Origin of the sequence: Clostridium sp. (assembly GCF_050717635.1) — a bacterium.
GTDB lineage: Bacteria > Bacillota > Clostridia > Clostridiales > Clostridiaceae > Clostridium_AD.
Map to the genome: position 1 here is coordinate 67,013 of NZ_JBOITO010000007.1, position 23,054 is coordinate 90,066.

Sequence of the window (23,054 nt, forward strand, 5' to 3'; positions counted from 1 at the left end):
ATTTGGTAAAATAAAAGGTGTAAAATATAGGGGGCACTAATAATATATGGAGAATAAATTAAATGTAAATAAGACTATAACTACAGTAATTGCTTTGAATATAATTCAGATTATAACTATTTTTGGCGTGATATTATATAATTATTTAAGTGGAAATTTTATGAACTTTGAAGAAAGCTTTTATATTGGTGAATTAATTATATGTGGATTAATAATTATTGGTGTTATTAATACCTTTTTTGTTGTTAAAGATATTAATTCTTTAAATAAACATAACAATGAATACAGTATGTTAAAAGATACTTTAGGTCAGTTAGAAGATTTATATAAAACACTTAGGGGTCAAAGGCATGATTTTATGAATCATTTACAGGTTGTATATAGTCTAATGGAAATGAATGAAAACTCTGAAGCTACAGAATATATTGAAAATGTGTTTAAAGATATTCAAAAAATAAACAAGGTCTTAAAAACATCAAACCCTGCTGTGAATGCACTTCTTCAAGCTAAAATACTTTATGGAGAAAAAAGAGGAATTAAAACAGAAATATCAATAACCTCTGCACTTGAAGGATTATCAGTACCAGCTTGGGAGTTTTGTAGGGTACTTGGAAATATTATTGATAATGCCGTTTATGCACTTGGAGAGAAAAGTGAAAATAGGATTATTAAAATTGAACTATTTGAGAATTTAAAAACCTATGGATTTAGGATTGAAAATAATGGCCCTAGGATTAGTGAAGGACTTATTAATAGAGTATTTGACACCGGAGTTACTACAAAAGGTGAACATGGTGAAGGGATGGGGTTATCTATTGTAAAAGATATCCTTCAAAAATATGATGGGGATATTGATATATTTAGTAATAACGAGGCTACTATTTTCGAAGGATGGATTCCGAGATAAAGAATATAATGCTTTGAACATGACATTTTAGACAGGAATATGTATTTTTTAGAAGAAATCTATTTATTTTGGAATATAGTGGGTGTATTGTATTGTCATAAGGGAAACACATAATTTTAAGGGGGTGGTGGTATGGAATTAACAAGTCTTTTATGGAATATGAGCGGACTTGCTATATTGTGTTTTGCATTGGGGTTTATATTTGTGATAGTAGAAATGTTTCATCCGGGGTTTGGTGTGCCTGGAATTACAGGAATAATATTTCTTGTTGCAGGTGTAATACTCACGGCTAATAGTGTATTTGAGGTATTAATACTACTAGGCATTATAATTGCAATACTGGGAGTAATGCTAAATATTGTTTTAAGATCTGTAACAAAGGGACGTCTCTCAAAAACTCTAATTTTATATGAAACTCAAGAAAAGGAAGATGGATATATAGGAGCAGAGGATTTGCAGTACTTTGTAGGACAAGAAGGTATTTCACTAACAATTTTAAGACCAGCAGGGATTGCAGAGTTCAATGGGATAAAAATGGACGTAGTATCAGAAGGGAAATTTATATCTGAGAATACGTTTATAAAAATTATAAAAGTGGAAGGGCCAAGGATTGTCGTAAGGGTAATCGCTTAAACTATATTACAATAAATAGATGGGGGTAACATTATGGATACTACAATTGCTTTAGTTATTGTTATGGGAGTTATAGCATGTTTATTAGCTATGTTTTTAAGTTTAGTTCCAATTGGATTATGGATTTCAGCACTGGCTGCAGATGTGAAAATTAGTTTTTCTACACTAATAGGTATGAGGCTTAGAAGGGTTTCACCTAAAAAAATTGTGTTGCCACTAATAAAAGCAACAAAGGCTGGAATACAAGTAAGCGTAAACCAATTAGAAGCTCACTATTTAGCGGGAGGGAATGTGTCGGGAGTAGTAAATGCACTCATTGCATCCCATAGAGCAAATTTCGATTTGCCTTTTGAAAGGGCAGCAGCCATAGATCTTGCAGGTAGAGATGTATTGGAAGCAGTAAAAATGAGCGTAACACCAAGAGTTATTGAAACACCAAATATTTCTGGAGTTGCAAAAGATGGAATTGAGCTTTTAACAAAGGCAAGAGTAACCGTAAGAGCTAATTTAAATAGATTAATAGGTGGAGCGGGAGAGGCGACGGTACTTGCTAGGGTTGCAGAAGGTATAGTATCTACAGTAGGTACCGCAAACTCTCACAAGGAAGTTTTAGCAAATCCAGATGCCATATCTAAAACAGTTCTTGCAAAAGGATTAGATGCGGGTACTGCTTATGAAATATTATCTATCGATATTGCAGACATAGATGTTGGAAGAAATATTGGTGCACAGCTTCAGACACTTCAAGCCCAAGCTGATAAAAACATTGCCCAGGCAAAAGCTGAAGAAAGAAGGGCTATGGCAGTAGCGAGAGAGCAGGAGATGAGAGCGGCGGTAGTGGAAGCAGAAGCAGAAATTCCAAGAGCAATAGCTGCGGCATTAAGAGAAGGTAAGATGGGTGTTTTAGATTATTATGATATGAAAAATGTAATGGCGGATACAAGTATGAGAGAATCCATATCTAATGCCAGTAATAATAAAAAGAAAGATAGTATGAGTACTGATTCTAAAAATACCAAGGAGTAGATGCTATGTTTAAACTTGAAGTTAAGAAAGAGGAAGAAAAAAAAGAATTGCCGTATTTAGATCTAGATTTTAATGAAAAAAACATTGTGCAAGCAATTGTGTATTCAGAGATATTTGGAAAACCAAAGTCGATGCGAAGGAAGCGGTGATATCTGTTGGAATTTAAAGTGTTAATAGGGGATGATGAGCAAGGAATGAGGATGGTTCTTAGAAAAGCCATTGAAAAAATAGAAGGATTTAAACTTATAGGAGAGGCAGCAGATGGGGAGGCTGTTCTCTCCTTTGTTGAAGAGTCATGGCCGGATATTGTATTTTTAGATGTGGAAATGCCCAAATTAAATGGAATTGAGTGTGCAAAACGAATAATAGATGTAAACCCCAAAACAATAATAGTTTTTGCTACTGCACATGCTACCTATATGACAGATGCTTTTCAGCTTTATGCTTTTGATTATCTTGTAAAACCTTTTAAACTAGATCGGATTTATCAAACACTAAATCGGATTAAAACACTAAATATAGAGGAAAATCAGGAGGTAATGCATAAAATAATCCGATATGAAAAAGGGCTAGATAAGATACTAATTAAAAATAAAGAAGGTATAAGTTTTGTAGATACAAAGGATATAGTTATTGTTCAAAGAGAAGATAGAAATACCGTTATTTATACAGTAGATAATAGGTATATTACATCTGAATCGTTAAGTGAATTAGAAGAAAAACTAGATAAGAATCAATTTTTTCGAAGTCACAAATCTTATATTATAAATCTTTCTATGATTTCTAAAATTTATCCTTATGGTAGATGGACTTATGTGGTAAAACTAAAAAACACAGATAAAGATGCTCTTCTTACCCACGAGAGGTATGAGGTCTTAAAAGAAATATTTAGTTTACAGTAAAAATTTAGTGCTTTAAGCTGCAAAATGTGGTATAATTAAAATAATGTAGTAAAATAAACATGTGTGTTCTAGAGAAAATTGAGTTGTTAGTAAAAAAATTAGGGAAATATTGAATTATACATTATTTAAAATCCCTTATAAGGCATAAGAAAAAATAGGCTAGTATGCTGACTGGTTATTTTTTTTGAAGATGCCTAAATAGAAGAAAGAGGTGTCCTATCATAAAAAACGGAAATGAAAACAAAACAGAAATCACTAAAAAAGAAACTCCTAAAGTAGAAGTAAAATCTAATAAATATCAAACAATAGAAGAAGTTACTTATTTAAAATTAGTTAAGAAAGATGGTACTACAATTGATTGTAAAATAGATACAGAGGATTTACAAAAGATATTAGAAAAGGGTCGTTGGTTTGCAGAGTGGAATAAAGATTTTAATAATTTCTTAGCGCAAAATTTAGGTAGTTATTATATCGAAGAAAAGAAATATAGAAGAAAGCAAAGTTTGCAATCATTTATATTAGACGTTCATCCAAAATCACCTGTAAGACATATCAATGGAGATACTTTAGACAATAGAAAATGTAACCTAGAAGTATACAACCAAAATACAGTTAATGATTATGAAGAATTAGATGAAAATTCTGTTGCTGTAATATTAAGAGATAGATATGGCAAAGAGAAAGCAAGAACAATAATTGATAAAGAAGATATCAGTAGAGTAATTAACGATACTTATACATGGGTTTTGTTTAAGAAACACACAGAACCTTATGCTGTAGCGAATACTCCAAATGGGAAAATTTATTTAAATACGTTTATAATGAGTACTCCAGAAGACATGATTGCTCATCCTATAAATCTTAATACCTTAGACAATAGAAAAGTTAATCTTGAAAATAAAAAGGTTGAATTAGAATTTATTAAGCCAAGTGAAGAAATAGAAGAATAATAAGTATAATAAAAGCAGTATAGAAGATATCTTCTATACTGCTTTTATTAATTTAAAGCTTAAATTCATCAAATATTGCTAATACTTAAAGTAGTATATAACAATATGTTATGCTGCATAACACATGCTTATTACAAAAATATCTAATATTGTATTATAATTAATATAGAATTGATATAAAATTAACAAAATAAATTTACTTTTTATGATAGTGGTTAATTGAAAGGCGGTACAATCGTGAGTAAAAAAAATACAACTGAAAGAATGTTAACCATTGGTACAATATTTGTTATTTTAGCCATATGGGTTGTAATAACGACACTCGGGTGGGTTGATCCCAAATTAGTACCATCTCCACAATCGGTATGGACTGCTTTAATTGATATTTTGCAAAATGGATACAAGAACTATACATTGTTACATCATTTAGGAGCAAGTATGCAAAGACTTCTTATTGCTTTTTTTGCAGCGGTGGTTCTTGCAGTACCACTAGGACTTGCAAGTGGATATAATTCCAAGATTAGAGCGATTTTAGAACCTGTCATAGAATTTTATCGTCCACTTCCACCACTTGCTTATTACACACTTTTAGTCTTATGGCTTGGGATTGAAAATGGGTCTAAAATTGTACTTTTATTATTAGCTTGTTTTGCACCAATATATATTTCTTGCGTATCAGCCGTTATGAAAATAAAAGAAGAATATATAAATAGTGCATGCAGTGTAGGTGCAAGTAAGCTACAAATATTTATCTATGTAATATTCCCAGCATGTTTACCTGATATATTTATAGGACTTAGAACGGCATTAGGTGTTGGTTATACTACTTTGGTATCGGCTGAGATGGTGGCAGCGAGCTCTGGAATAGGCTGGATGGTATTAGATGCAAGTCGTTATTTAAGAAGTGATATTATTTTTTTAGGAATTATTATAATGGGTATAACAGGTATATTATTAGATAAAAGTATACAATTTATTGAGCACAAGGTTATTCCGTGGAAAGGTAAAGAATAAAAAGATCTAATGGGGAGTGATAATTATGAAACTTAAAAAGATATTATCAAATGCTATAATGACAACAATAGTAGCAACATTATTTGTAGGATGTGGAACTTCAAAAGATACGACTTCCTCAGGTGCACCTGAGGTGGTGAATATAGGTACTCAACAAATGCCTAATGATGAGAAAATTGCTATAGCAAAAGGTTTTTTTGAAGAAGAACTTGGAGTGAAAGTTAATATTGTTGAATTTAATGCAGGAGATATAAGAAATGCCCTTGTTTCTAAAGACATTGATTTCGCCTTGCTTGGATCATCTTCTGCAACGCTCGGAATTGCAAGCGGTATTGATGTAGAAGTGATTTGGATACATGAACTCTTAGGTGATGCAGAGAGACTAGTAGCTAAAAATGGTTCGAATATTAATTCTATTAAAGACATTGTAGGGAAGAAAATTGCTACTCCATTTGCGACTACAACACATTATAGCTTGTTAAAAGCTTTAGAGTTAAATGGTATTTCTGAAAAAGATATAACACTACTAGATATGCAAATGCCTGAAGTATATGTAGCGTGGCAAAGAGGAGACATTGATGCAGCTTATGCATGGGAACCTACACTCTCTAACCTTTTAAAGGATGGTAAAACTATAATATCAAGTAAGGATATGGCTTCAATCGGTGTTGTTACATCTAATGTAGAGGTTGTTAGACGAGAATTTGGTGAAAAGTATCCAGACATTGTAGCAAAGTATATAAAGGCTGTAAATAAAGCTGTTAAACTTTATAATGAAAATCAAGTTGAGGCAGTTAAAACAATTTCAAATGCTTTAGAAATTTCGCAAGAGGAAGCATTAAAACAGACGAAAGGTTCTATTTGGCTTACAGCAAAGCAGCAATTAGATCCTGCTTATTTTGGAACTAGTGATAAAAAGGGTAATTTAGTGAGTTCATTAAAAGATACAGCAGATTTCCTATACAAACAAAAGAGTCTTATGTCTGTACCTAAGTTATCTACTTTTGAAGATGCAGTAAATCCATCATATATAGAAAATGCTTTAAAGTAATATGTAGAAATGGGGAATTTTCATGAATGAAATACTGAAATATAAAGAAGATTATGTTGTAACATTAAAAGATATAAATTTAAGATATTCTGGTGAAAAAGGTGAAGTTGTTGCTCTAAAAGATATAAATATAGACATTGCTGAAGGAGAATTTATATGTATACTTGGTCCATCAGGTTGTGGTAAAAGTACCTTGCTCAAAATTCTGGCAGGATTTCTTAAACCCTCAGAAGGGGAAGTTAAAATGGACAATGAACCTATTACTGGACCTGATTGGCATAAAGGTGTTGTTTTTCAAAGCCCTGTCTTATATCCTTGGTTAAATGTTGAGGATAATGTTGCTTTTGGTCTTAAAATGAGAAAATTACCAAAAAACGAAATTGTGGAATTAACTAATAAATATATAGAACTTGTTGGTCTTAAGGGTGCACAGAAGCATAAAACCTATGAACTTTCTGGTGGTATGAAGCAAAGAGTTTCGCTTGCAAGGGTTTTAGTAAATAAGCCTAGAATGATTTTAATGGATGAACCATTTGGATCATTAGACGCTTTAACAAGACGAAATATGCAGACACTAATAAGAAAAATTTGGATTAAAACAAAAAATACAGTTTTTCTCATTACCCACGATGTTGATGAAGCATTAGCACTTGCTACAAGAATTATTGTAATGTCAGGTAGCCCAGGTAGAATCCTTAAAGAATATAATACAGATTTTACTTATCAAAATACAGATATAAATCAAAAAAATGTAATATATACATCTAAATATATTAAGATAAGAGAGGAAATTTTAGATATTATAAATAGCCAAAATGAAGAGTTAAAGTTCTCATAAATTTCATATATAGCAATCTCTTATGCTGTATAACAGATTGCTATTACAGAAACATATAAGATTGTATTATAATTAACACATAGTTTGGTATAAATTTAACAAAAACATAATATTGTATGGAGGGGTTAACATGAGTAAAAAGTATTTAATTGTAGGCGGCGTTGCAGGTGGGGCATCAACAGCAGCAAGGCTCAGAAGACTCAGCGAAGAAGATCAAATAATAATGTTTGAAAGAGATTCTAATGTATCTTTCTCAAACTGTTGTTTACCATATCACTTAAGTGGGACAGTAGAAGAAGCGGATAGTCTAGTGCTTATGCATCCAGATAAATTTTTAGCACAATACAATATAGAAGCTAGGATTCATAGTGAAGTTATAGATATAGATAGAGATAAAAAGGTAGTAAGAGTTAAAAATACGTTAACTGGAACAGAGTATACAGAAAACTATGACAAGCTAATTTTATCTCCAGGTGCAAAGCCTATACTTCCTCCTATCAAAGGAATTGAAAATGTAAAGGTATTTACTGTTAGAAATGTTGTGGATATAGAAAAGCTAAATAAATATGTAAAGAAAACGGGAATACAGAATATATCAGTAATAGGCGGAGGCTTCATAGGAGTTGAAGTTGCTGAAAACTTAAGAGAGGCAGGAAATAATGTAACACTAATTGAAGCAATGAATCATATCATGAAACCATTTGACTACGATATGGCTCAGATTCTTCATAAAGAAATCCGAGATAAGGGTGTAAATTTAATCGTATCAGATAAAGTAAGTGCTTTTGAAAAGGATATTGTTGTTTTAGAATCAGGTAGAAAGATAGAGACCCAAGCAGTAGTTATGGCAATTGGTGTACTTCCAGAAACTTCACTTGCAGTTAAGGCTGGCCTTGAACTTGGACAAACAGGAGCTATTAAAGTAGATCAAAACTACAGAACAAATGATAGGAATATATATGCAGTTGGGGATGCCATTGAAGTATATCATGCCTTAGCTGGAAAGCAAATCAAGTTATCACTAGCAGGTCCTGCTCAAAAAGAGGCAAGACAAGTTGCTGACCATATACATGGTAGAATTGTAAGAAATACTGGTTATATTGGATCATCAGTAGTTAAATGTTTTGATTATAATGCAGCATCAGTAGGCTTAAATGAGGAAATGATAGAGGCTTTTAAATTAGACATTAATTATGAAATAGCTAAAGTAATTCCAGGAGATAAAGTTGGTATAATGCCAAACTGTGAGCCATTACACTTTAAGCTTCTTTTCGAAATTCCAACAGGGAAAGTATTAGGTGCTCAAGCTATTGGAAGAGGAAATGTTGATAAGAGAATGGATGTAGTTGCTACAGCTATTAAATTTGGAGCAACAGTAGATGATTTAAGAGATTTAGAATTATGCTATGCACCACCGTTTGGAACTGCTAAAGATGTAGTTAACTTTGCTGGTTATGTCGCTACTAACTTATTACATGGTGAGTTTAAACAAGTATTTGAAAAGGATGTAAGAGGTTTAGTTGAAAGTGGAGCCTGCATAATAGATGTAAGAGAAGTGGATGAGTATGAATTAAGCCACATAATTGGGGCAGTTAATATACCGCTTAGTGAAATAAGAAAAAGGGTAAATGAAATACCAAAAGATGTACCAGTATACCTACATTGCAGAAGTGCACAAAGAAGTTACAATGCAATAATGGCACTTCAAAATTTAGGATACACGAATCTTTATAATGTTGCTGGTGGATTTATGGGAATATCCTTCTATGAATCATTTAATGATGAAACAATGAGGCGAGAAAAAATAGTTACTGATTACAACTTCCTATAATATATAATTTTGTGTGAATCTGGCTGTTTGCAGCTCCTTAGGAGATGATTTAATATAGCTGGATTCACATAAAAGTTTAGTGAAAATAAATAAAGAAAGGAAATGAGATATGAAGAATACAACGGGAAATACTGGGTTAAATACTAATAATAAAGTAATAAAGGTCAAAGCAAATACAAATAAACCACAATACTTTGTTGGATTTGCAATTATAATAGCTATGGTCATCTTTACTATATCATTATCAGCAAATAATCCTAAGTTAGGACTGTTTTTGATTACTGGACTTTTAATCGGTTACGTAATGCAAAGATCAAGATTTGGATTTGCAGGCGGTATAAAAAGAATATATGTAACAGGGGATTCATCTTTAACAAAAGCACTAATGTTTATGCTTGCTATATCAATAATAATAACAGCAGCAATACATTATGGAGCATTTTCGCATGGGGCTGAGGTAGCATTTAGAGCAGTAGGAGGGGCAGAGAGAATTCCAGGAACTCAATTTGTCAAACCAATTAACATTTTAACGGTGCTAGGTGGAATACTATTTGGTATTGGTATGATGCTAGGTGGAGGATGTGCCTCTGGAACACTTACAGACACAGGTGAGGGTGAAGGAAGAGCTTTAGTAACGCTGTTATTTTTCATAACAGGAGCCCTATGGGGAGAATATGCTATGGGCGATCTTAAAGATACTGTACTTTTCACTTGGAGTAAAAAAGTTTATTTGCCAGACTCTTTTGGTTATATGGGAGCTGTTATAATTTCATTATTAGCATGCTTAGCAGTTTATATTTTTGCTAAATGGTATGAAAATAAGAGAAAAAGAACAAATACTCTTATTTTACCAGAATACGCAGAGTGGGAAAAAGAATTGCCAGAAATCGCGGAATACAAGTTTTTTAGTAAAGAAACTTATCATAAATTCTTTGTAAAAAGATGGTCTTTCTATACAGGAGCAGTACTTTTAGCGGCTATGTTTGAAGTGATAATACTTACAACAGGTAGTAGTTGGGGAGTAACTACAGCTTTTGTAAATTGGGGAGCTTGGATATATCAATCCTTAGGTCTAATAGATGTTTCAAAGTGGCAATCTTTCTCGTCTCAAATGGATACTATTAATGAAGGGTTCATGAATGACCCAGATTCTATGAGAAACTTAGGAATAATAATAGGGGCTTTAGTATCTCCACTACTAGCAGGACATTTTTCGTTTAAGAAAAAATTTAAATTTAAAGATGCCGCTTTCTACGCAATTGGTGGATTATTAATGGGATATGGTGCAAGAATTGCAATGGGATGTAACATTGGCGCATTCTATTCAGCGGTAGCTAATTTTTCATTATCGGGTTGGGTGTTTATGCTAGCTTTAATTTTAGGTGGAGTAATAGGAGTTAATTTAATTAAGAAATTTAACATCGCAATTTAACTTCGATTATTTTTTCTATTGATAAAGAAGAAAATGCTGTGGAGCTTTAAAGCTCCACAGCATTTTTGATAGTGTTTTACATGAGAAATTTTACAAGGATTTTACTGCCAACTATTGCACCTAAGAATAAAAATATACCAAATACCCATCCTGAAAGGGATAGTGATGAAACCCCGCTGTAGAAAGCTCCTATATTGCAACCTAAACCTATCCTTGCACCATAGCCCATTAGAAGTCCACCTAAGGAAACTGCAACTAGTTGTTTTTTAGATTTGATTTTTTTTATCTTAAATTGTGATGCAAGAAGCGTGGCAAGTAAAGCGCCAAATATTATTGCAATATTTCTAATTGAACCAGGGTCGTTAAGAAGCCCAGCATTTAGAGTTGCCTTAGCAGCATCGCTACTAAAATAGTACCATTTATCAACACTTCCACCCACGGATATATATAACCATGCACCCCAGGTTGCAAATACACTAGATATGCCTAGTGGATTACCCGTGGTAGCTAGAGTAACTATCTGGAATAGTGATAAAAGTACTGCGCCAACTACATATGTCCAAGCACTTTTGAACCATTTTTTATAGAATTCATTATCTTTTATATTCAAAGGTATACCTCCTAAGGGCTTATTTATATTTTTCTGTGATAGAAAATAATTTAATATTCTTCATTTTGCTTTTTGGTTTCCCACTTTTCAGCAAGTATATATAATATAGCAATTACTAAAAGTTGAACCAATATTGCTCCAAACCAACCTAATATATCTGGCAGGAATACAGTTTTTCCTTTTAAAATAAAATTAAGCTTCCACCATCCAAAATCATGTGCACCCCATAGCGAACCAATAATGAAAAAGAATAGGGCTAAAAATTGCAATGTAAAACCTTCTCCAACTCTCATCAGTGTACCAGAAGAACATCCACCGGCAATTACCATACCTATACCGAATATAAAAGCCCCTACTGCGGTGGCTATACTTATAGGAACTACATAACTTTGCCCCGAAATTGCAAGTCCACGTGCAAAATCACCGTATTTAATTGCTGTAAAGCCAATTGAAGTTATAGCTAAAGCAATAAGAACAGCTCTAGTTATCATTGTTCCACCAGTTAAAAATGGGTCTCTCATGGAGGCAGTAAAACAAAATCTAGATTTTTGTAGTATAAAACCAAAGCTAATACCAGTTAACCAGAATAAACTGAGTTTACCAGATATAGTAGATAGAAAAACACCGAAAATTACTAATAGTACAAATAAACCTATACCAAAGGGGACTTGACTTTTTCTGATTTTCCTTTTGGTAGTGCTAGATGTAGAATTTGTTCTTATGGAAGAATCGCTTGCATTTTTATTAGTCATTAAATCACGCTCCTTACTTACTTATATATAAATCTAACAATATAACAAATGAAGTTACCAAACAATGTAGACTAATAAGTATTTAATGTAATTATACTATATAAAATAAGTTATAGTGCAATATATTTATGATTGAGGACATATGGTATAATTGAGTAAAATAAAATTTTGAGGATAAAATAGAACAAACAATAAATATCAATGGGGTGTTATTATGCATATAGAGAGTTTTTACTATTTTAATGAAGTAGCAACATTTAAAAGTATTTCAAAGGTTGCAAGTAGTTCTCATATATCACAATCTGCTTTAAGCCAACAAATACAAAAGTTAGAAGATAGTTTAGGGTATAAACTATTAGAAAGAAGTAATAGAGGCGTAGAACTTACAGAGGAAGGTAAAATTGTTCAGAAATATGGAGAAAATATGGTGAGAACTTATAATAAAATGGTGGAAGATTTAAATGATTTATATAAGTCAAATGGCATCATAAGAATAGACTCATGTTACACAATAGCAACCTATGCACTGCCTTGTACAATGTATAGTATTAAAGAGAAGTTCCCACACCATAACTATAAACTAACTACTAATATCTCAAATGATGTAGAAGATAATGTTTTAAATGATATATGTGATCTGGGATTTATTTATGGGAAGCCAAGGGACAGTTCGCTAGAATATTTTAAAGTTGGAGTAGATAGACTTATGTTAGTTTCTTCTCCAAAGCTTAATAATCCACTGCAAATTCAAAGTGAAGAATTAATAAAGTTTTCTATTATTATGTTAGCTGATAAATTAGAAATAGAGGAAAAATTGGATAAATATCTTAAAACTATAGGACATAGCTTTAAGGAATTAAATATAATGTTTGACCTTGATTCCATAGAGTCTGTTAAATCGTTGGTTCTTAATGGCAATTCTATGTCATTTTTACCATATATATCTATTAAAAAAGAGTTATATACGAAGCTGCTTGAGGAAACTGAGATTGAAGGATTGGATATGACTTATGAGGTATATCTGATAAACAAAAAAAATGCCTACAAGGATCATGGTGTAAAGGAATTTATAGAATATTTTAAAAAGATAGGAAAAAATAGCTTTTGCTAAAGTTTCGTTATCATAATCTCCCATATACCATTCATTACTTCATCAAATTCAAGATGAATATCTTTGCGAGTGAAGTGGCTTTTTATTGATTCAGCAACGCAGCTATGGTCAGTTATAACTTTTATTGGATTATTAGGTTTTGTTTTTTTTAACTCTTTTTTTATTTTAAGAACTGGGATTGGGCACATATCACCTAAACAATCTATTGTATTCATATTAATCAACCTCGCTTTGCTATAATGATTACTGATACTTATATAATAACCTACTTGCTATATAAATATCAATATAAAGTAGTGTGACTTGTTGCTTTATTATACAAACATTAAGCTATAAATAATTTATAAAATTGAGTGGTGAAAGCAATGAAAATACCCTTTAATAAAATATACTATACAGGAAAAGAATTATCATATATTGAAGATGCTATGAAAAGAGGATGCATAAGTGGTGACGGATATTATACGCAGCTTGTGACTTCTTTACTTCAGGAAAAGTTTATGGTAGATAGAGTTTTAATGACTACTTCAGCAACTCATGCCTTGGAAATGGCAGCAATATTAATAGATATAAGGCCAGGTGATGAAGTTATAATGCCTTCATTTACTTTCCCGTCAACGGCTAATGCTATAATGCTACATGGTGGAGTTCCTGTGTTTGCTGAAATACAAGAAAATACCTTAAATATAGATCCTTCAGATATAAAAAGTAAAATTACAAATAGAACAAAAGCCATATTACCAGTTCACTATGGGGGTGTAAGCTGTGATATGGACGAAATTATGAATATAGCAACAAAAAATAATTTGTTTGTTATTGAAGATGCAGCTCAAGCGGTAAGCTCGAAATATAAGGAAAAGTTTCTTGGAACCATAGGCCATATTGGCTGTTATAGTTTTCATGGAACTAAAAGTTATGTTAGTGGAGAAGGTGGAGCAATAGTAATAAATTCTAATAATGCTGACTTATTAAAGCGTGCAGAAATTATAAGACAAAAGGGAACTAACAGGAATGAATTTTTACGGGGAGAGGTGGATAAATATAGCTGGGTGGATATAGGATCAAGCTACGTACCCTCCGATATTTTAATGGCTATATTGTATGCGCAAATTGAAAAAGTAGATGAGATAAAAGCAAAAAGAAAAGTAATAAGTGATTATTATAACAAAAGCATTACTATGTATTTAAAAAGTGGAATAATTAAAAAAAGCACATTTATTCCAAATAATTGTGAATCTAATTATCACTTGTTTTATTTGGTATTTGAAAGTGAAAAGGTTAGGGACAGTGTGATTTATAAGCTAAGAGAAAGAGAGATTTATGCAACAACACATTTTATGCCGCTTCATTCTTCTAAAATGGGAGTAGAACTTGGGTATCAGAGAGAAGATTTAACTATAACTGAAAGGGTGTGCAAGTGTTTACTTAGATTACCTATGTACACAGAAATGAGCAACGATGAAATGAACTATGTTGTAATCGCGTTAATACAAATTCTAGAGGAGATATAAATATGCAGGAACGCATATCTGTAGTTGTACCAGTTTATAATAGTGAAAATTCATTAGAGAAGTTTTGTATAATTCTTTCAAAAGAGTTAAACAAGATCTGTAATGATTATGAAATAATTATGGTTGATGATGGAAGCCATGATAATAGTTATGAAACAATGAAAAAGTTACATAGTATAGACGCTAGAGTAAAGATAATTCAGTTACATGGCAATTTTGGTCAACAGAATGCATTAATGTGTGGATTTCATTATTCAACAGGGAAATACGTAGTTACAATGGATGATGATTTGCAACATCCACCTGAAGAAATCTATAAGTTAAAGAAAAAAATAGATGAGGGATATGATGTAGTTTATGGTATTCCCATAGTAAAACAGCATTCTATTTACAGAAAAATGGGTTCTAAAATGACTGATTATATGTTTAATAAAATATGCTCAAAACCTAAAAATATTAAAGTGAGCAGCTTTAGAATAATTAGAAACAACATAATAAAGGAAATAATAAAGGATAAAACTTCTTTTGTATATATATCAGCAATTACTTTTAAAAATACTATAAACATTTCTAATGTAGAGGTTAAACATAATGTACGAAAATATGGGAAGTCTAACTATAATTTTTATAAGCTCTTAAAATTATATATTAAATTATACCTGTATTATTCAAACCATAAGATTTTTAAGATTGTTACTTCATCAAACGAACAATTCAAAATAAAACATAAACAGATATAAAGGAGAAATTTGACATGAAATTATTAATACTTGGGGGAGGAAATTGCCAGCTAAATGCTATTTTGCGTGCAAAAAAAAAGGGACATACTGTTATAGTTTCAGATTACTATGAGGATGCCCCAGGGAAAAAATATTGCGATTATAGTGAACTTGGAAGTACGTTTAGTATAGATGACAATGTAAAAATATCTCAAAAATATAATATAGATGGGATTTTAACACTAGGTACAGATCAACCAATTTACACTGTAGCTGTAGTTTCAAAAGAGGCGAGAGTACCAAGCTTTCTTGATTTAGATACGGCAAAAGCAGTAACTAATAAAAAGGTTATGAAAAATTTATTTAAATCAAATTCGATTCCATCAGCTAAGTTTGCCTTTTTAAAGAGTGATTTTAGAGATTGTGAATTAGAACATATAACTTTTCCCGTTGTAATTAAGCCTTTAGACAGTCAGGGACAAAGAGGCGTATATAAATTAAATTCAACTGCGCAAATTAGAGAATATTTTGATGATGTGCTTAGTTATTCAAGAGAAGAAGAAGCACTAGTTGAAGAATATTATGAAAATGATGAAATCACAGTTAGTGGTTGGGTAGAAAACGATAATACTCATGTACTTACTATAACTGACAGAGTTACCTATGATAATTATCCAAGTATTGGTGTGTGTACTGCTCATGATTTTCCATCAAAGCATTTTGAAAGTTATGCAAAAGAGATTATAGAAATAACAAAAAATATAGTAAAAAGCTTTAAAATCCATAATGGACCTTTATATTTTCAAATGCTTATTGGAAAAGAGGGAATAAAAGTTAATGAGATTGCCTGTAGAATAGGCGGTGCTTATGAAGATGAATTTATACCTCATTTAACTGGGATAGATATATTAGATATGGTTATTGATTATTCACTAGGGAAAAACATTGATTATACAAGGCTTAGAGAATATGAAGTATTAAATAACAATAAAAAACTTTCAGTTCAATTATTATTTGCAAGACCAGGTATCGTTAGTTCTATAGGAAATTTAGGTAAAGTTAAAAATTTGCCTGGTGTAATTAATGCTAAAATTAATTTTAAACCGGGTGATGAGATAAAAGAAATTACCAATGCTACCCAAAGGGTTGGATATATGATAATTGAAGGGAATAACCACAAAGACTTAGTGGACAATATAGATAGAGCATTTAATAATATAGCAATATATGATGAAAATAATAGTAATATGATTATTGTGTTTTAAATTATTATAATGACAGGGAGAATGTACATATTATGAAAAAGAATTTTCTTATAAGAAATATAATTATAATAAGTTTAATTATAGGTATACTACCTTTGATGGGATGCTCATCTGAAAATGACTCTAAAAATAACATTAGCATTGCAGAACAATTTGGGCTAGCATATGCGCCTATACAAATAATGAAAGAAAATAAAATATTAGAAAAAAATTACCCAGGGGTTAAAATTGATTGGAAGCAGCTAGGTAATACTGCAGCCATTCGAGAAGCAATGCTATCAAACCAAGTAGAAGTAGGATTTATGGCTATTCCACCTTTTTTAATAGGCCTCGATAAGGGCATGGAGTGGAAGATAGCATCTGGGTTATCTCAGAGCCCAGTAGCCCTAGTTACAAACAATGAAAACATAAAATCAATAAAGGATTTTTCGAACATAGACAGGATTGCACTTCCGCAACCTGGAAGTATACAACATATGCTACTTTCCATGCAGTGTGAGAAGGAATTTGGAGATGCTAAGAAATTAGATAATTTACTTGTTACATTAGCACATCCAGATGCAATGAATGCGTTACTCTCAGCAAAAGATATTACGGCGCATTTTAGTACACCGCCTTATTTGTTTAAAGAGGTAGAACAAAAGGGTATTCATCAAATATTAGATGGAAAAGATGCTATAGGCGTAGATTTTACATTCGTGGTGGGGGTAACAACAAAAGAGTTTCATGATGTTAAACCAGAGTTATATAAGGCCTTAGTGTGTTCGATAAAAGAGTCAATTGTGTTTATGCAAAATAATCCTACTAAGTCTGCTGAGATATTAGGTCCAATTTATAAGATATCTAAAGATGAAGTTCTTAAATATATAACTAATAAAGATATGATATATACGGACGAGGTTAAAGGTGTAGATGAGTTTGCAAAATTTATGAAAAAGAATAATTACATTTCAAATGAGTTTAGTGATAAAAATAGCATGATGTGGGAAGATGTGAATTATGAAAAGTAGACTAATGAATAGTAAAATATTTTATAAATTATTTTGGAGTATTATCTTAATTATTATATGGCAAATCATATATGCATCGAGAAAATTTTCTCCGCTAATTTTCCCTTCTGTTTTCGAAGTAGTGGATTCCTTATGTAAATCTATAGTTAGTGGCGAAATTATAGATGGAACTATATATTCATTAGAGTTAATACTAAGGGGCCTTAGTGTAGGTTTGATTTTGGCTGTTATTTTGTCTTCGCTTGCAATATTATTTAAACCATGTAGTGGGCTTGTAGAAACCTTAGTAAGTATTGCTCACCCACTTCCAGGAATTGCTTTACTGCCACTAATTATATTATGGTTTGGGGCAGGTGAGATATCTATTATTTTTATTATTGTTCATTCGGTAGTATGGCCCTTAGTCTTAAATTTACTAACTGGATTTAAATCCATCCCTAAAATATATAAGCAAGTTGGAAATAACTATGGTCTTAACTCCTTTGAAATTATAAGGCACATAATGCTGCCAGCATCCTTACCATATTTTTTAACTGGGATGAGGATATCCTGGGCAAGAGCCTGGAGAGCACTTATAAGTGCAGAAATGATTTTTGGAGCAGCTGGTGGAAAGGGGGGCCTAGGCTGGTTTATTTTTAAAAATAGGGTATTTATGGATATAACCGGGATATTCGCGGGGTTAATTGTTATAGTGGTAATTGGAATGATAGTTGAAGATTTAATTTTTGATAAGTTAGAAAAAGTGACTATAAAAAAATGGGGAATGTCGATATGATTCTTGAAATAAAAAATATAACAAAGAACTTCATTCAAAATGGTAATAAATTAGAAGTTCATAGCGATATGAGTTTTAGTGTTGTTGAAGGTGAGTTTTTATGTGTAATTGGTCCCTCTGGCTGTGGTAAATCAACGCTGTTAAAAGAAATTGCAGGTTTCGAAAAAATAGATTCAGGCTCTATTACGCTAAGTGGGAATAAGATTTCAGGACCAGGAATAAACAGGATTATGGTATTTCAAGATTCTGATCAACTTTTCCCTTGGAAAACAGTGTTGCAAAATGTTGTTTTTCCACTGAAGGTAAATAAGATTGGTGATTCTAATATGGAAAGAGAAAATATTGCAAGAAAGTATATAGATATGGTTAAGCTAAATGATTTTTGTGATTATTTTCCTCATCAGCTCTCAGGTGGAATGAAACAAAGAGTAGCTCTTATTCGCGCTCTTGTTATAAAACCTAAAATATTACTTATGGATGAGCCTTTTGGAAGTGTGGATTCGGAGACTAGAGATGAACTTCAACAAATGCTTTTATCCCTGCGTAAGAGTATTAATGTAACTATCATTTTTGTAACACATGATATTCATGAAGCTATTTTACTTTCAAATCGTATTATAGTAATGGGCACGGGGCCACATAATATCAAAAGAATAATTAAAAATAATATACCTTTTCCAAGGACAGATAAACATCAAGAAATTTTGTATATGCATGAAAAGTTAAATGAATTAATGAAAATAAACTACTAATCATCGTCATAGATTATAATTAGTAGTTTACTTTATATATTTTTATAGTCCAATCTTTTTCATTTATATATCTAGCTATTCTTATTCCGTAAGTTTTGCTTGTAAACTCACTAACTAGCGTACAATTATCATTAAGAAAGTGGTTCATTTCATCATAATAATAAAGATTACCATAAAAGGCATCCCATCTAGGACTTTCACTATTAATAACATCCATTTCTTCAGGATAGATAATAAGCTTTATTTTATATTTGTAAACATAGTCCTTAAAGTTCATATTATTTTCTTTTAAAAATGCAAGATTCCTATAGTCATGTAATTTACCATTATTGAAATAAAATTCGGAATTTAAATTAGCTAAAACTATATCGTCTTTTTCAACAGCTTTTGATATATTATTTAGATAATTATTATAATCTCCATTAATATAAGGATATATATTAGTGAATGTATTCATTGAAATAAGTAAAGCTAACCCAAAAGCTACTATATATTTATAATATGATGGTAAATTTTCAAGTAAATACATAACTAAAATATAAAAAAGTGGAAACTGAAAAATAATGCTGGTTTGATTATATCTACCAATTAGTATAATACCGATATTTAAAAATATAATTGATAAAAGTATACTAATAATTTGTTGGCTTTTAATTTTATTTTTTGTAAAAAATAGCTTTAGTATAGTTATTATGAAAGAAGATATAAAAATAAAGAATTGCAACGCAATATTAGGAGTATAATAGGTGCCGCTTATTCCATAATAAAGTTTATCATAAAAATATTTAAATTCACTTATTTTATCCCAAAGTGAATATTGTACTTTCAATTGTTTCCCATAGTTAAAATAATCATTAATAAAATTAGGATTAAAGGATAAACTTAATAGTATAAATATGACACAAAAAACTAAGAGTACAAGGCAATAAGTGATAAGGTTAGTCAGTTTTAATTTTTTAGTAAAGAGCACATGGTATAAATAAATAGCTATAAAGGGAAGAGCTATTATAAAACTATTAGGGTGTATACCTATGCTTAGGCCAATAATACATCCGAGAATCAGGTCTTGTTTAATTGTATGATTATAAATATTTTTATAAGTGAAGTACAATGCATAAATGAAAATAAATAAAATAACAATTTCTTGTCTTGCAAAATGAGAAGCATATATAAACTGAATGTCTATTGCTAAGAGCGTTGTAGCTATAGTGGATTTTGTTGAAGAATTAAAAATTTTAATACATAGTTTATAAAAATAATATAAAGTTAATAAACCGAAAATAAAGGAAATTAATCTGACACTAAATATATTATAGCCTAGAAACTTTATAAAAATAATTTGAATAATATGAAAAATTATTTTTATTGCATGAGGATTTCGAGGATATAAGTCGAAAAACGTCTCTGTACATGAAAAATCTTTAGTCTCTAAAATATTTCTTGATAAGCCACTAAGCCAAGATTCGTCAGAATGAATAAAGGGAAAATGGGTTAAAAAGCTAAAGCTTATAAGGAAATAAATGAATACTAATATAATTGTTATTTTGTTTTTGTTAAAAGTATCTTTTACAAATTTCAAAAAAGTTCACCTCATAATATGAAAATATTTTATGATTTTAATTAATACACATGCACACTAGCTTATAAATTATAACATATATTTAAGTTGAATTATAAAAAATATATTTTAAATGGGAATGGCTAGGATACCTAATAATTAAATGCAATATTAAAAACTGTTATATCTAAATCTAAAAAATGTAAAGTATAATGGATATGATATGTATAATATTTAACAAACTTTGGAACATATATAGTATTTAAATTTATTTATTAGAATTTATGTATATAAAAAAGAATGGAGGAAAAAAATGAAATCTATTTTAAAACTATTTTCAGTAGCAATTATTTTATCATTAGCAATTTTAACAGTTGGATGTGGAGCTAGTAAGTCTGGAAATGAAATTATTAGTGCAAAACAGGCTCTAGACTTAGTTAAGAAAGATAATGTAGTTTTAGTTGGTGTACAAAAACCTGAAACGACATTATATGATGATGAACATGTAAAGGGTGCTGTAAAGATTGATCTTAGTGATGTTATTATTAATGAGCCAGTTGTTAATATGTTAGCACCAAAAGAGCAAATAGAAAAAGTAATGGGTAAGCAAGGAATCTCTAATAACACAACTGTAGTAATATATGATACTAACAATAATATGGATGCTGCAAGAGTGTGGTGGACGCTAAAAGTTTATGGACATGAAAATGTAAAAGTAGTTAGCGGTGGACTTGCAGCACTTGAAAAAGCTGGTGCAGAAATTACATCTGAAATGCCAGAGATTGTGACTGCAGAGTATGTGGCTAAAGATAAAAAGGAAGATATGATTGCTGGATTAGATGAGGTAAAAGCACAAGCTAAAAGCCCAGATAAGAACACCATATTACTTGATACTAGGTCAAAAGAAGAATATGTGGCAGGAACAATTCCAGGGTCAGTTCTTTTGGAGTACATTAATAATAATTATAGTGATGGAACTTATAAACCAGTTGAGGTTATAAAAATACAATATATAGAGAATAATATAAAATCTAAAAATAATGTAATAATGTATTGTAAAACATCAATCAGAGGAGCTCAAACATATTTGGCATTGTATAATGCTGGATATAGAAATCTTAAATTATATGATGGAGCTTGGGCAGAGTGGTCATCAAAGGGCGCATTACCTGTACAAAAGCCTGAAACAAATGAAAATTCCACACCTGCACCAACAGGTACACAAGATGCATCATAAAAATTAATATAATAAACAGTTAGATACTTATAGGTGTCTAACTGTTTTTTTTATTTAAGTTATATGTTTATGTAATATAAGTATAACTTTATTTAATACAGTATAACAAATTCCATAAACAAAGTTCCACATTATCTTGGTATAATGAAATTGTTAATAAAATAACATATAGGGGGAACAAATATGAAAAAAAATAAGATTTTAACAAGTTTAATAGCAATAGCTATGACAGTAGCATTAGTGGGCTGTGGAGCTAATTCCAGTAACACAAAGAATGATACCAAAGAAACTCCTAAAACAGAAGAAGCAACCAAAGCACCAGAAAAAACAGATGTTGTAGCAGAAGCAGCTAATGGCTACTTTGCAAATATGCCTGAGGATAGTTATAAAATTTCTGAAAAAACTTTTGTTGAACAAATAAAAGCAGATGAGGATATGTTTATTCTAGATATAAGACAACCAGACGTATATGCAACAGGACATATTAAAGGAGCTGTAAATTCACCATGGGGAACAGCAATAAGTGATAATTTAGATAAACTACCAAAGGATAAAACAATAATGGTTTATTGTTACTCTGGACAAACTGCGGGACAGACAGTTGCATTATTAAATATGGCAGGATTTAGTGCTAAATCAGTTAATTTAGGATGGGATTTAGGAATATCTAAAGTTGACGGAGTAAAGGATGTTACTGAAACTACAGTAAACGATTTTGCTAAAGTTGAATCTATGGAGGTAAAACCTGAAATAAAAACTGCATTAGAAGATTACTTTAAAGGGTTAGATGCTGTAAAAGACACTAATTTTAAAAACTATAAAATTAGTGAAGACAATACTAAAGCATTAGTAGATGCAAAAGATGATAGTATAGTAGTTCTTTCTGTAAGAAAGGCTGAAGATTTCGCAAAAGGACATATTGAAGGAGCAACAAATATTGCTTGGGGAAAAGGAATGCAAGAAAATTTCAGTTCATTACCAAAAGATAAGAAGATTATAGTTTACTGTTATACTGGTCAAACAGCAGGTCAAACAGTTGCTGGTCTAAAAATGTTAGGATATGATGCAGTATCATTAAATGGTGGTATGGGTACACCATCAAACGCTCCATCTGGATGGGCTAACAAAGGATTTCCAGTAGTAAAATAATAATTAAAAGAACCTCTAATA

24 protein-coding genes and 1 pseudogene are annotated in these 23,054 nt (G+C 31.0%); 20 read left to right on the forward strand and 5 right to left on the reverse strand.

Annotated elements, in window-relative coordinates; all coding sequences use genetic code 11:
- The first annotated feature begins 46 nt into the window (after positions 1-46).
- The 11 genes from ACREWB_RS03575 to ACREWB_RS03625 all read left to right on the forward strand — a co-directional run bounded on the left by ACREWB_RS03575 (position 47) and on the right by ACREWB_RS03625 (position 10,584).
- A complete protein-coding gene (locus ACREWB_RS03575) occupies positions 47-907 on the forward strand; it encodes a sensor histidine kinase (RefSeq protein WP_431546113.1) in 861 nt (286 codons plus the stop codon).
- A 132-nt stretch (positions 908-1,039) separates the two neighbouring features.
- Positions 1,040-1,540 (forward strand): NfeD family protein, encoded by a 501-nt coding sequence (locus tag ACREWB_RS03580; protein WP_431546114.1) that lies wholly within the window; start codon positions 1,040-1,042, stop codon positions 1,538-1,540.
- Positions 1,541-1,573: 33 nt separating this feature from the next.
- Positions 1,574-2,566 carry a flotillin-like protein FloA gene (floA, locus tag ACREWB_RS03585; RefSeq protein WP_431546115.1) on the forward strand — a complete coding sequence of 331 codons (993 nt, stop codon included), beginning with the start codon at positions 1,574-1,576 and terminating at the stop codon, positions 2,564-2,566.
- A gap of 5 nt (positions 2,567-2,571) precedes the next feature.
- Entirely contained in the window at positions 2,572-2,715 is a 144-nt protein-coding gene (locus ACREWB_RS03590) for a hypothetical protein (protein WP_431546116.1), read from the forward strand.
- A gap of 6 nt (positions 2,716-2,721) precedes the next feature.
- Complete coding sequence (locus ACREWB_RS03595; protein WP_431546117.1) at positions 2,722-3,468, forward strand: LytR/AlgR family response regulator transcription factor; 747 nt, start codon at positions 2,722-2,724, stop codon at positions 3,466-3,468.
- Positions 3,469-3,971: 503 nt separating this feature from the next.
- Positions 3,972-4,418, forward strand: a complete 447-nt coding sequence (locus ACREWB_RS03600; RefSeq protein WP_431546118.1) for a hypothetical protein — start codon at positions 3,972-3,974, stop codon at positions 4,416-4,418.
- A 237-nt stretch (positions 4,419-4,655) separates the two neighbouring features.
- Complete coding sequence (locus ACREWB_RS03605) at positions 4,656-5,432, forward strand: ABC transporter permease subunit (RefSeq protein WP_431546119.1); 777 nt, start codon at positions 4,656-4,658, stop codon at positions 5,430-5,432.
- A 25-nt stretch (positions 5,433-5,457) separates the two neighbouring features.
- Complete coding sequence (locus ACREWB_RS03610; RefSeq protein ID WP_431546120.1) at positions 5,458-6,483, forward strand: taurine ABC transporter substrate-binding protein; 1,026 nt, start codon at positions 5,458-5,460, stop codon at positions 6,481-6,483.
- A gap of 22 nt (positions 6,484-6,505) precedes the next feature.
- Positions 6,506-7,321, forward strand: coding sequence for an ABC transporter ATP-binding protein (locus tag ACREWB_RS03615; protein ID WP_431546121.1), 816 nt, complete (start codon positions 6,506-6,508; stop codon positions 7,319-7,321).
- Positions 7,322-7,451: 130 nt separating this feature from the next.
- A complete protein-coding gene (locus ACREWB_RS03620; RefSeq protein ID WP_431546122.1) occupies positions 7,452-9,152 on the forward strand; it encodes an FAD-dependent oxidoreductase in 1,701 nt (566 codons plus the stop codon).
- 220 nt (positions 9,153-9,372) lie between these two features.
- Complete coding sequence (locus ACREWB_RS03625) at positions 9,373-10,584, forward strand: YeeE/YedE family protein (protein ID WP_431546273.1); 1,212 nt, start codon at positions 9,373-9,375, stop codon at positions 10,582-10,584.
- Between the two features lie 76 nt (positions 10,585-10,660).
- Here ACREWB_RS03625 and ACREWB_RS03630 read toward each other — a convergent pair whose 3' ends face one another.
- Both ACREWB_RS03630 and ACREWB_RS03635 read right to left on the reverse strand, forming a co-directional pair.
- Positions 10,661-11,194 (reverse strand): YeeE/YedE thiosulfate transporter family protein, encoded by a 534-nt coding sequence (locus ACREWB_RS03630; RefSeq protein WP_431546123.1) that lies wholly within the window; start codon positions 11,192-11,194, stop codon positions 10,661-10,663.
- 50 nt (positions 11,195-11,244) lie between these two features.
- Positions 11,245-11,946, reverse strand: coding sequence for a YeeE/YedE thiosulfate transporter family protein (locus ACREWB_RS03635; RefSeq protein ID WP_431546124.1), 702 nt, complete (start codon positions 11,944-11,946; stop codon positions 11,245-11,247).
- A gap of 214 nt (positions 11,947-12,160) precedes the next feature.
- Here ACREWB_RS03635 and ACREWB_RS03640 point away from each other — a divergent pair, with 214 nt between their 5' ends.
- Positions 12,161-13,057, forward strand: coding sequence for a LysR family transcriptional regulator (locus ACREWB_RS03640; RefSeq protein ID WP_431546125.1), 897 nt, complete (start codon positions 12,161-12,163; stop codon positions 13,055-13,057).
- Here the strand turns inward: ACREWB_RS03640 and ACREWB_RS03645 are convergent.
- Complete coding sequence (locus ACREWB_RS03645) at positions 13,054-13,272, reverse strand: sulfurtransferase TusA family protein (protein ID WP_431546126.1); 219 nt, start codon at positions 13,270-13,272, stop codon at positions 13,054-13,056. The genes ACREWB_RS03640 and ACREWB_RS03645 overlap by 4 nt on opposite strands.
- A gap of 150 nt (positions 13,273-13,422) precedes the next feature.
- Between ACREWB_RS03645 and rffA the strand changes: the two genes are divergently transcribed.
- From rffA to ACREWB_RS03675, 6 genes are read left to right on the forward strand one after another with little or no spacing between them, the layout of a single operon-like run.
- The gene (gene rffA, locus ACREWB_RS03650; protein WP_431546127.1) at positions 13,423-14,568 is read left to right on the forward strand and encodes a dTDP-4-amino-4,6-dideoxygalactose transaminase; all 1,146 of its coding nucleotides are present in this window, start codon (positions 13,423-13,425) and stop codon (positions 14,566-14,568) included.
- 2 nt (positions 14,569-14,570) lie between these two features.
- A complete protein-coding gene (locus tag ACREWB_RS03655) occupies positions 14,571-15,308 on the forward strand; it encodes a glycosyltransferase family 2 protein (RefSeq protein ID WP_431546128.1) in 738 nt (245 codons plus the stop codon).
- A gap of 14 nt (positions 15,309-15,322) precedes the next feature.
- Positions 15,323-16,552 carry an ATP-grasp domain-containing protein gene (locus ACREWB_RS03660; protein WP_431546129.1) on the forward strand — a complete coding sequence of 410 codons (1,230 nt, stop codon included), beginning with the start codon at positions 15,323-15,325 and terminating at the stop codon, positions 16,550-16,552.
- 32 nt (positions 16,553-16,584) lie between these two features.
- Entirely contained in the window at positions 16,585-17,562 is a 978-nt protein-coding gene (locus tag ACREWB_RS03665) for an ABC transporter substrate-binding protein (RefSeq protein ID WP_431546130.1), read from the forward strand.
- Positions 17,552-18,337, forward strand: a complete 786-nt coding sequence (locus tag ACREWB_RS03670; RefSeq protein ID WP_431546131.1) for an ABC transporter permease — start codon at positions 17,552-17,554, stop codon at positions 18,335-18,337. The genes ACREWB_RS03665 and ACREWB_RS03670 overlap by 11 nt, the downstream gene beginning before the upstream one ends.
- Positions 18,334-19,089, forward strand: a complete 756-nt coding sequence (locus ACREWB_RS03675; RefSeq protein WP_431546132.1) for an ABC transporter ATP-binding protein — start codon at positions 18,334-18,336, stop codon at positions 19,087-19,089. Before ACREWB_RS03670 ends, ACREWB_RS03675 begins: the two co-directional genes overlap by 4 nt.
- A gap of 19 nt (positions 19,090-19,108) precedes the next feature.
- Here the strand turns inward: ACREWB_RS03675 and ACREWB_RS03680 are convergent, their stop codons facing one another.
- Both ACREWB_RS03680 and ACREWB_RS03685 read right to left on the reverse strand, forming a co-directional pair.
- Positions 19,109-19,918, reverse strand: coding sequence for a hypothetical protein (locus ACREWB_RS03680; RefSeq protein WP_431546278.1), 810 nt, complete (start codon positions 19,916-19,918; stop codon positions 19,109-19,111).
- Between the two features lie 78 nt (positions 19,919-19,996).
- Positions 19,997-20,668, reverse strand: a pseudogene (locus ACREWB_RS03685) (ArnT family glycosyltransferase); the annotation flags it as partial.
- Between the two features lie 292 nt (positions 20,669-20,960).
- On the opposite strand from ACREWB_RS03685, the gene ACREWB_RS03690 reads away from it, so the two are divergent.
- A complete protein-coding gene (locus tag ACREWB_RS03690) occupies positions 20,961-21,884 on the forward strand; it encodes a sulfurtransferase (RefSeq protein WP_431546133.1) in 924 nt (307 codons plus the stop codon).
- 183 nt (positions 21,885-22,067) lie between these two features.
- Complete coding sequence (locus ACREWB_RS03695) at positions 22,068-23,033, forward strand: rhodanese-like domain-containing protein (protein WP_431546134.1); 966 nt, start codon at positions 22,068-22,070, stop codon at positions 23,031-23,033.
- Positions 23,034-23,054 lie beyond the last annotated feature (21 nt).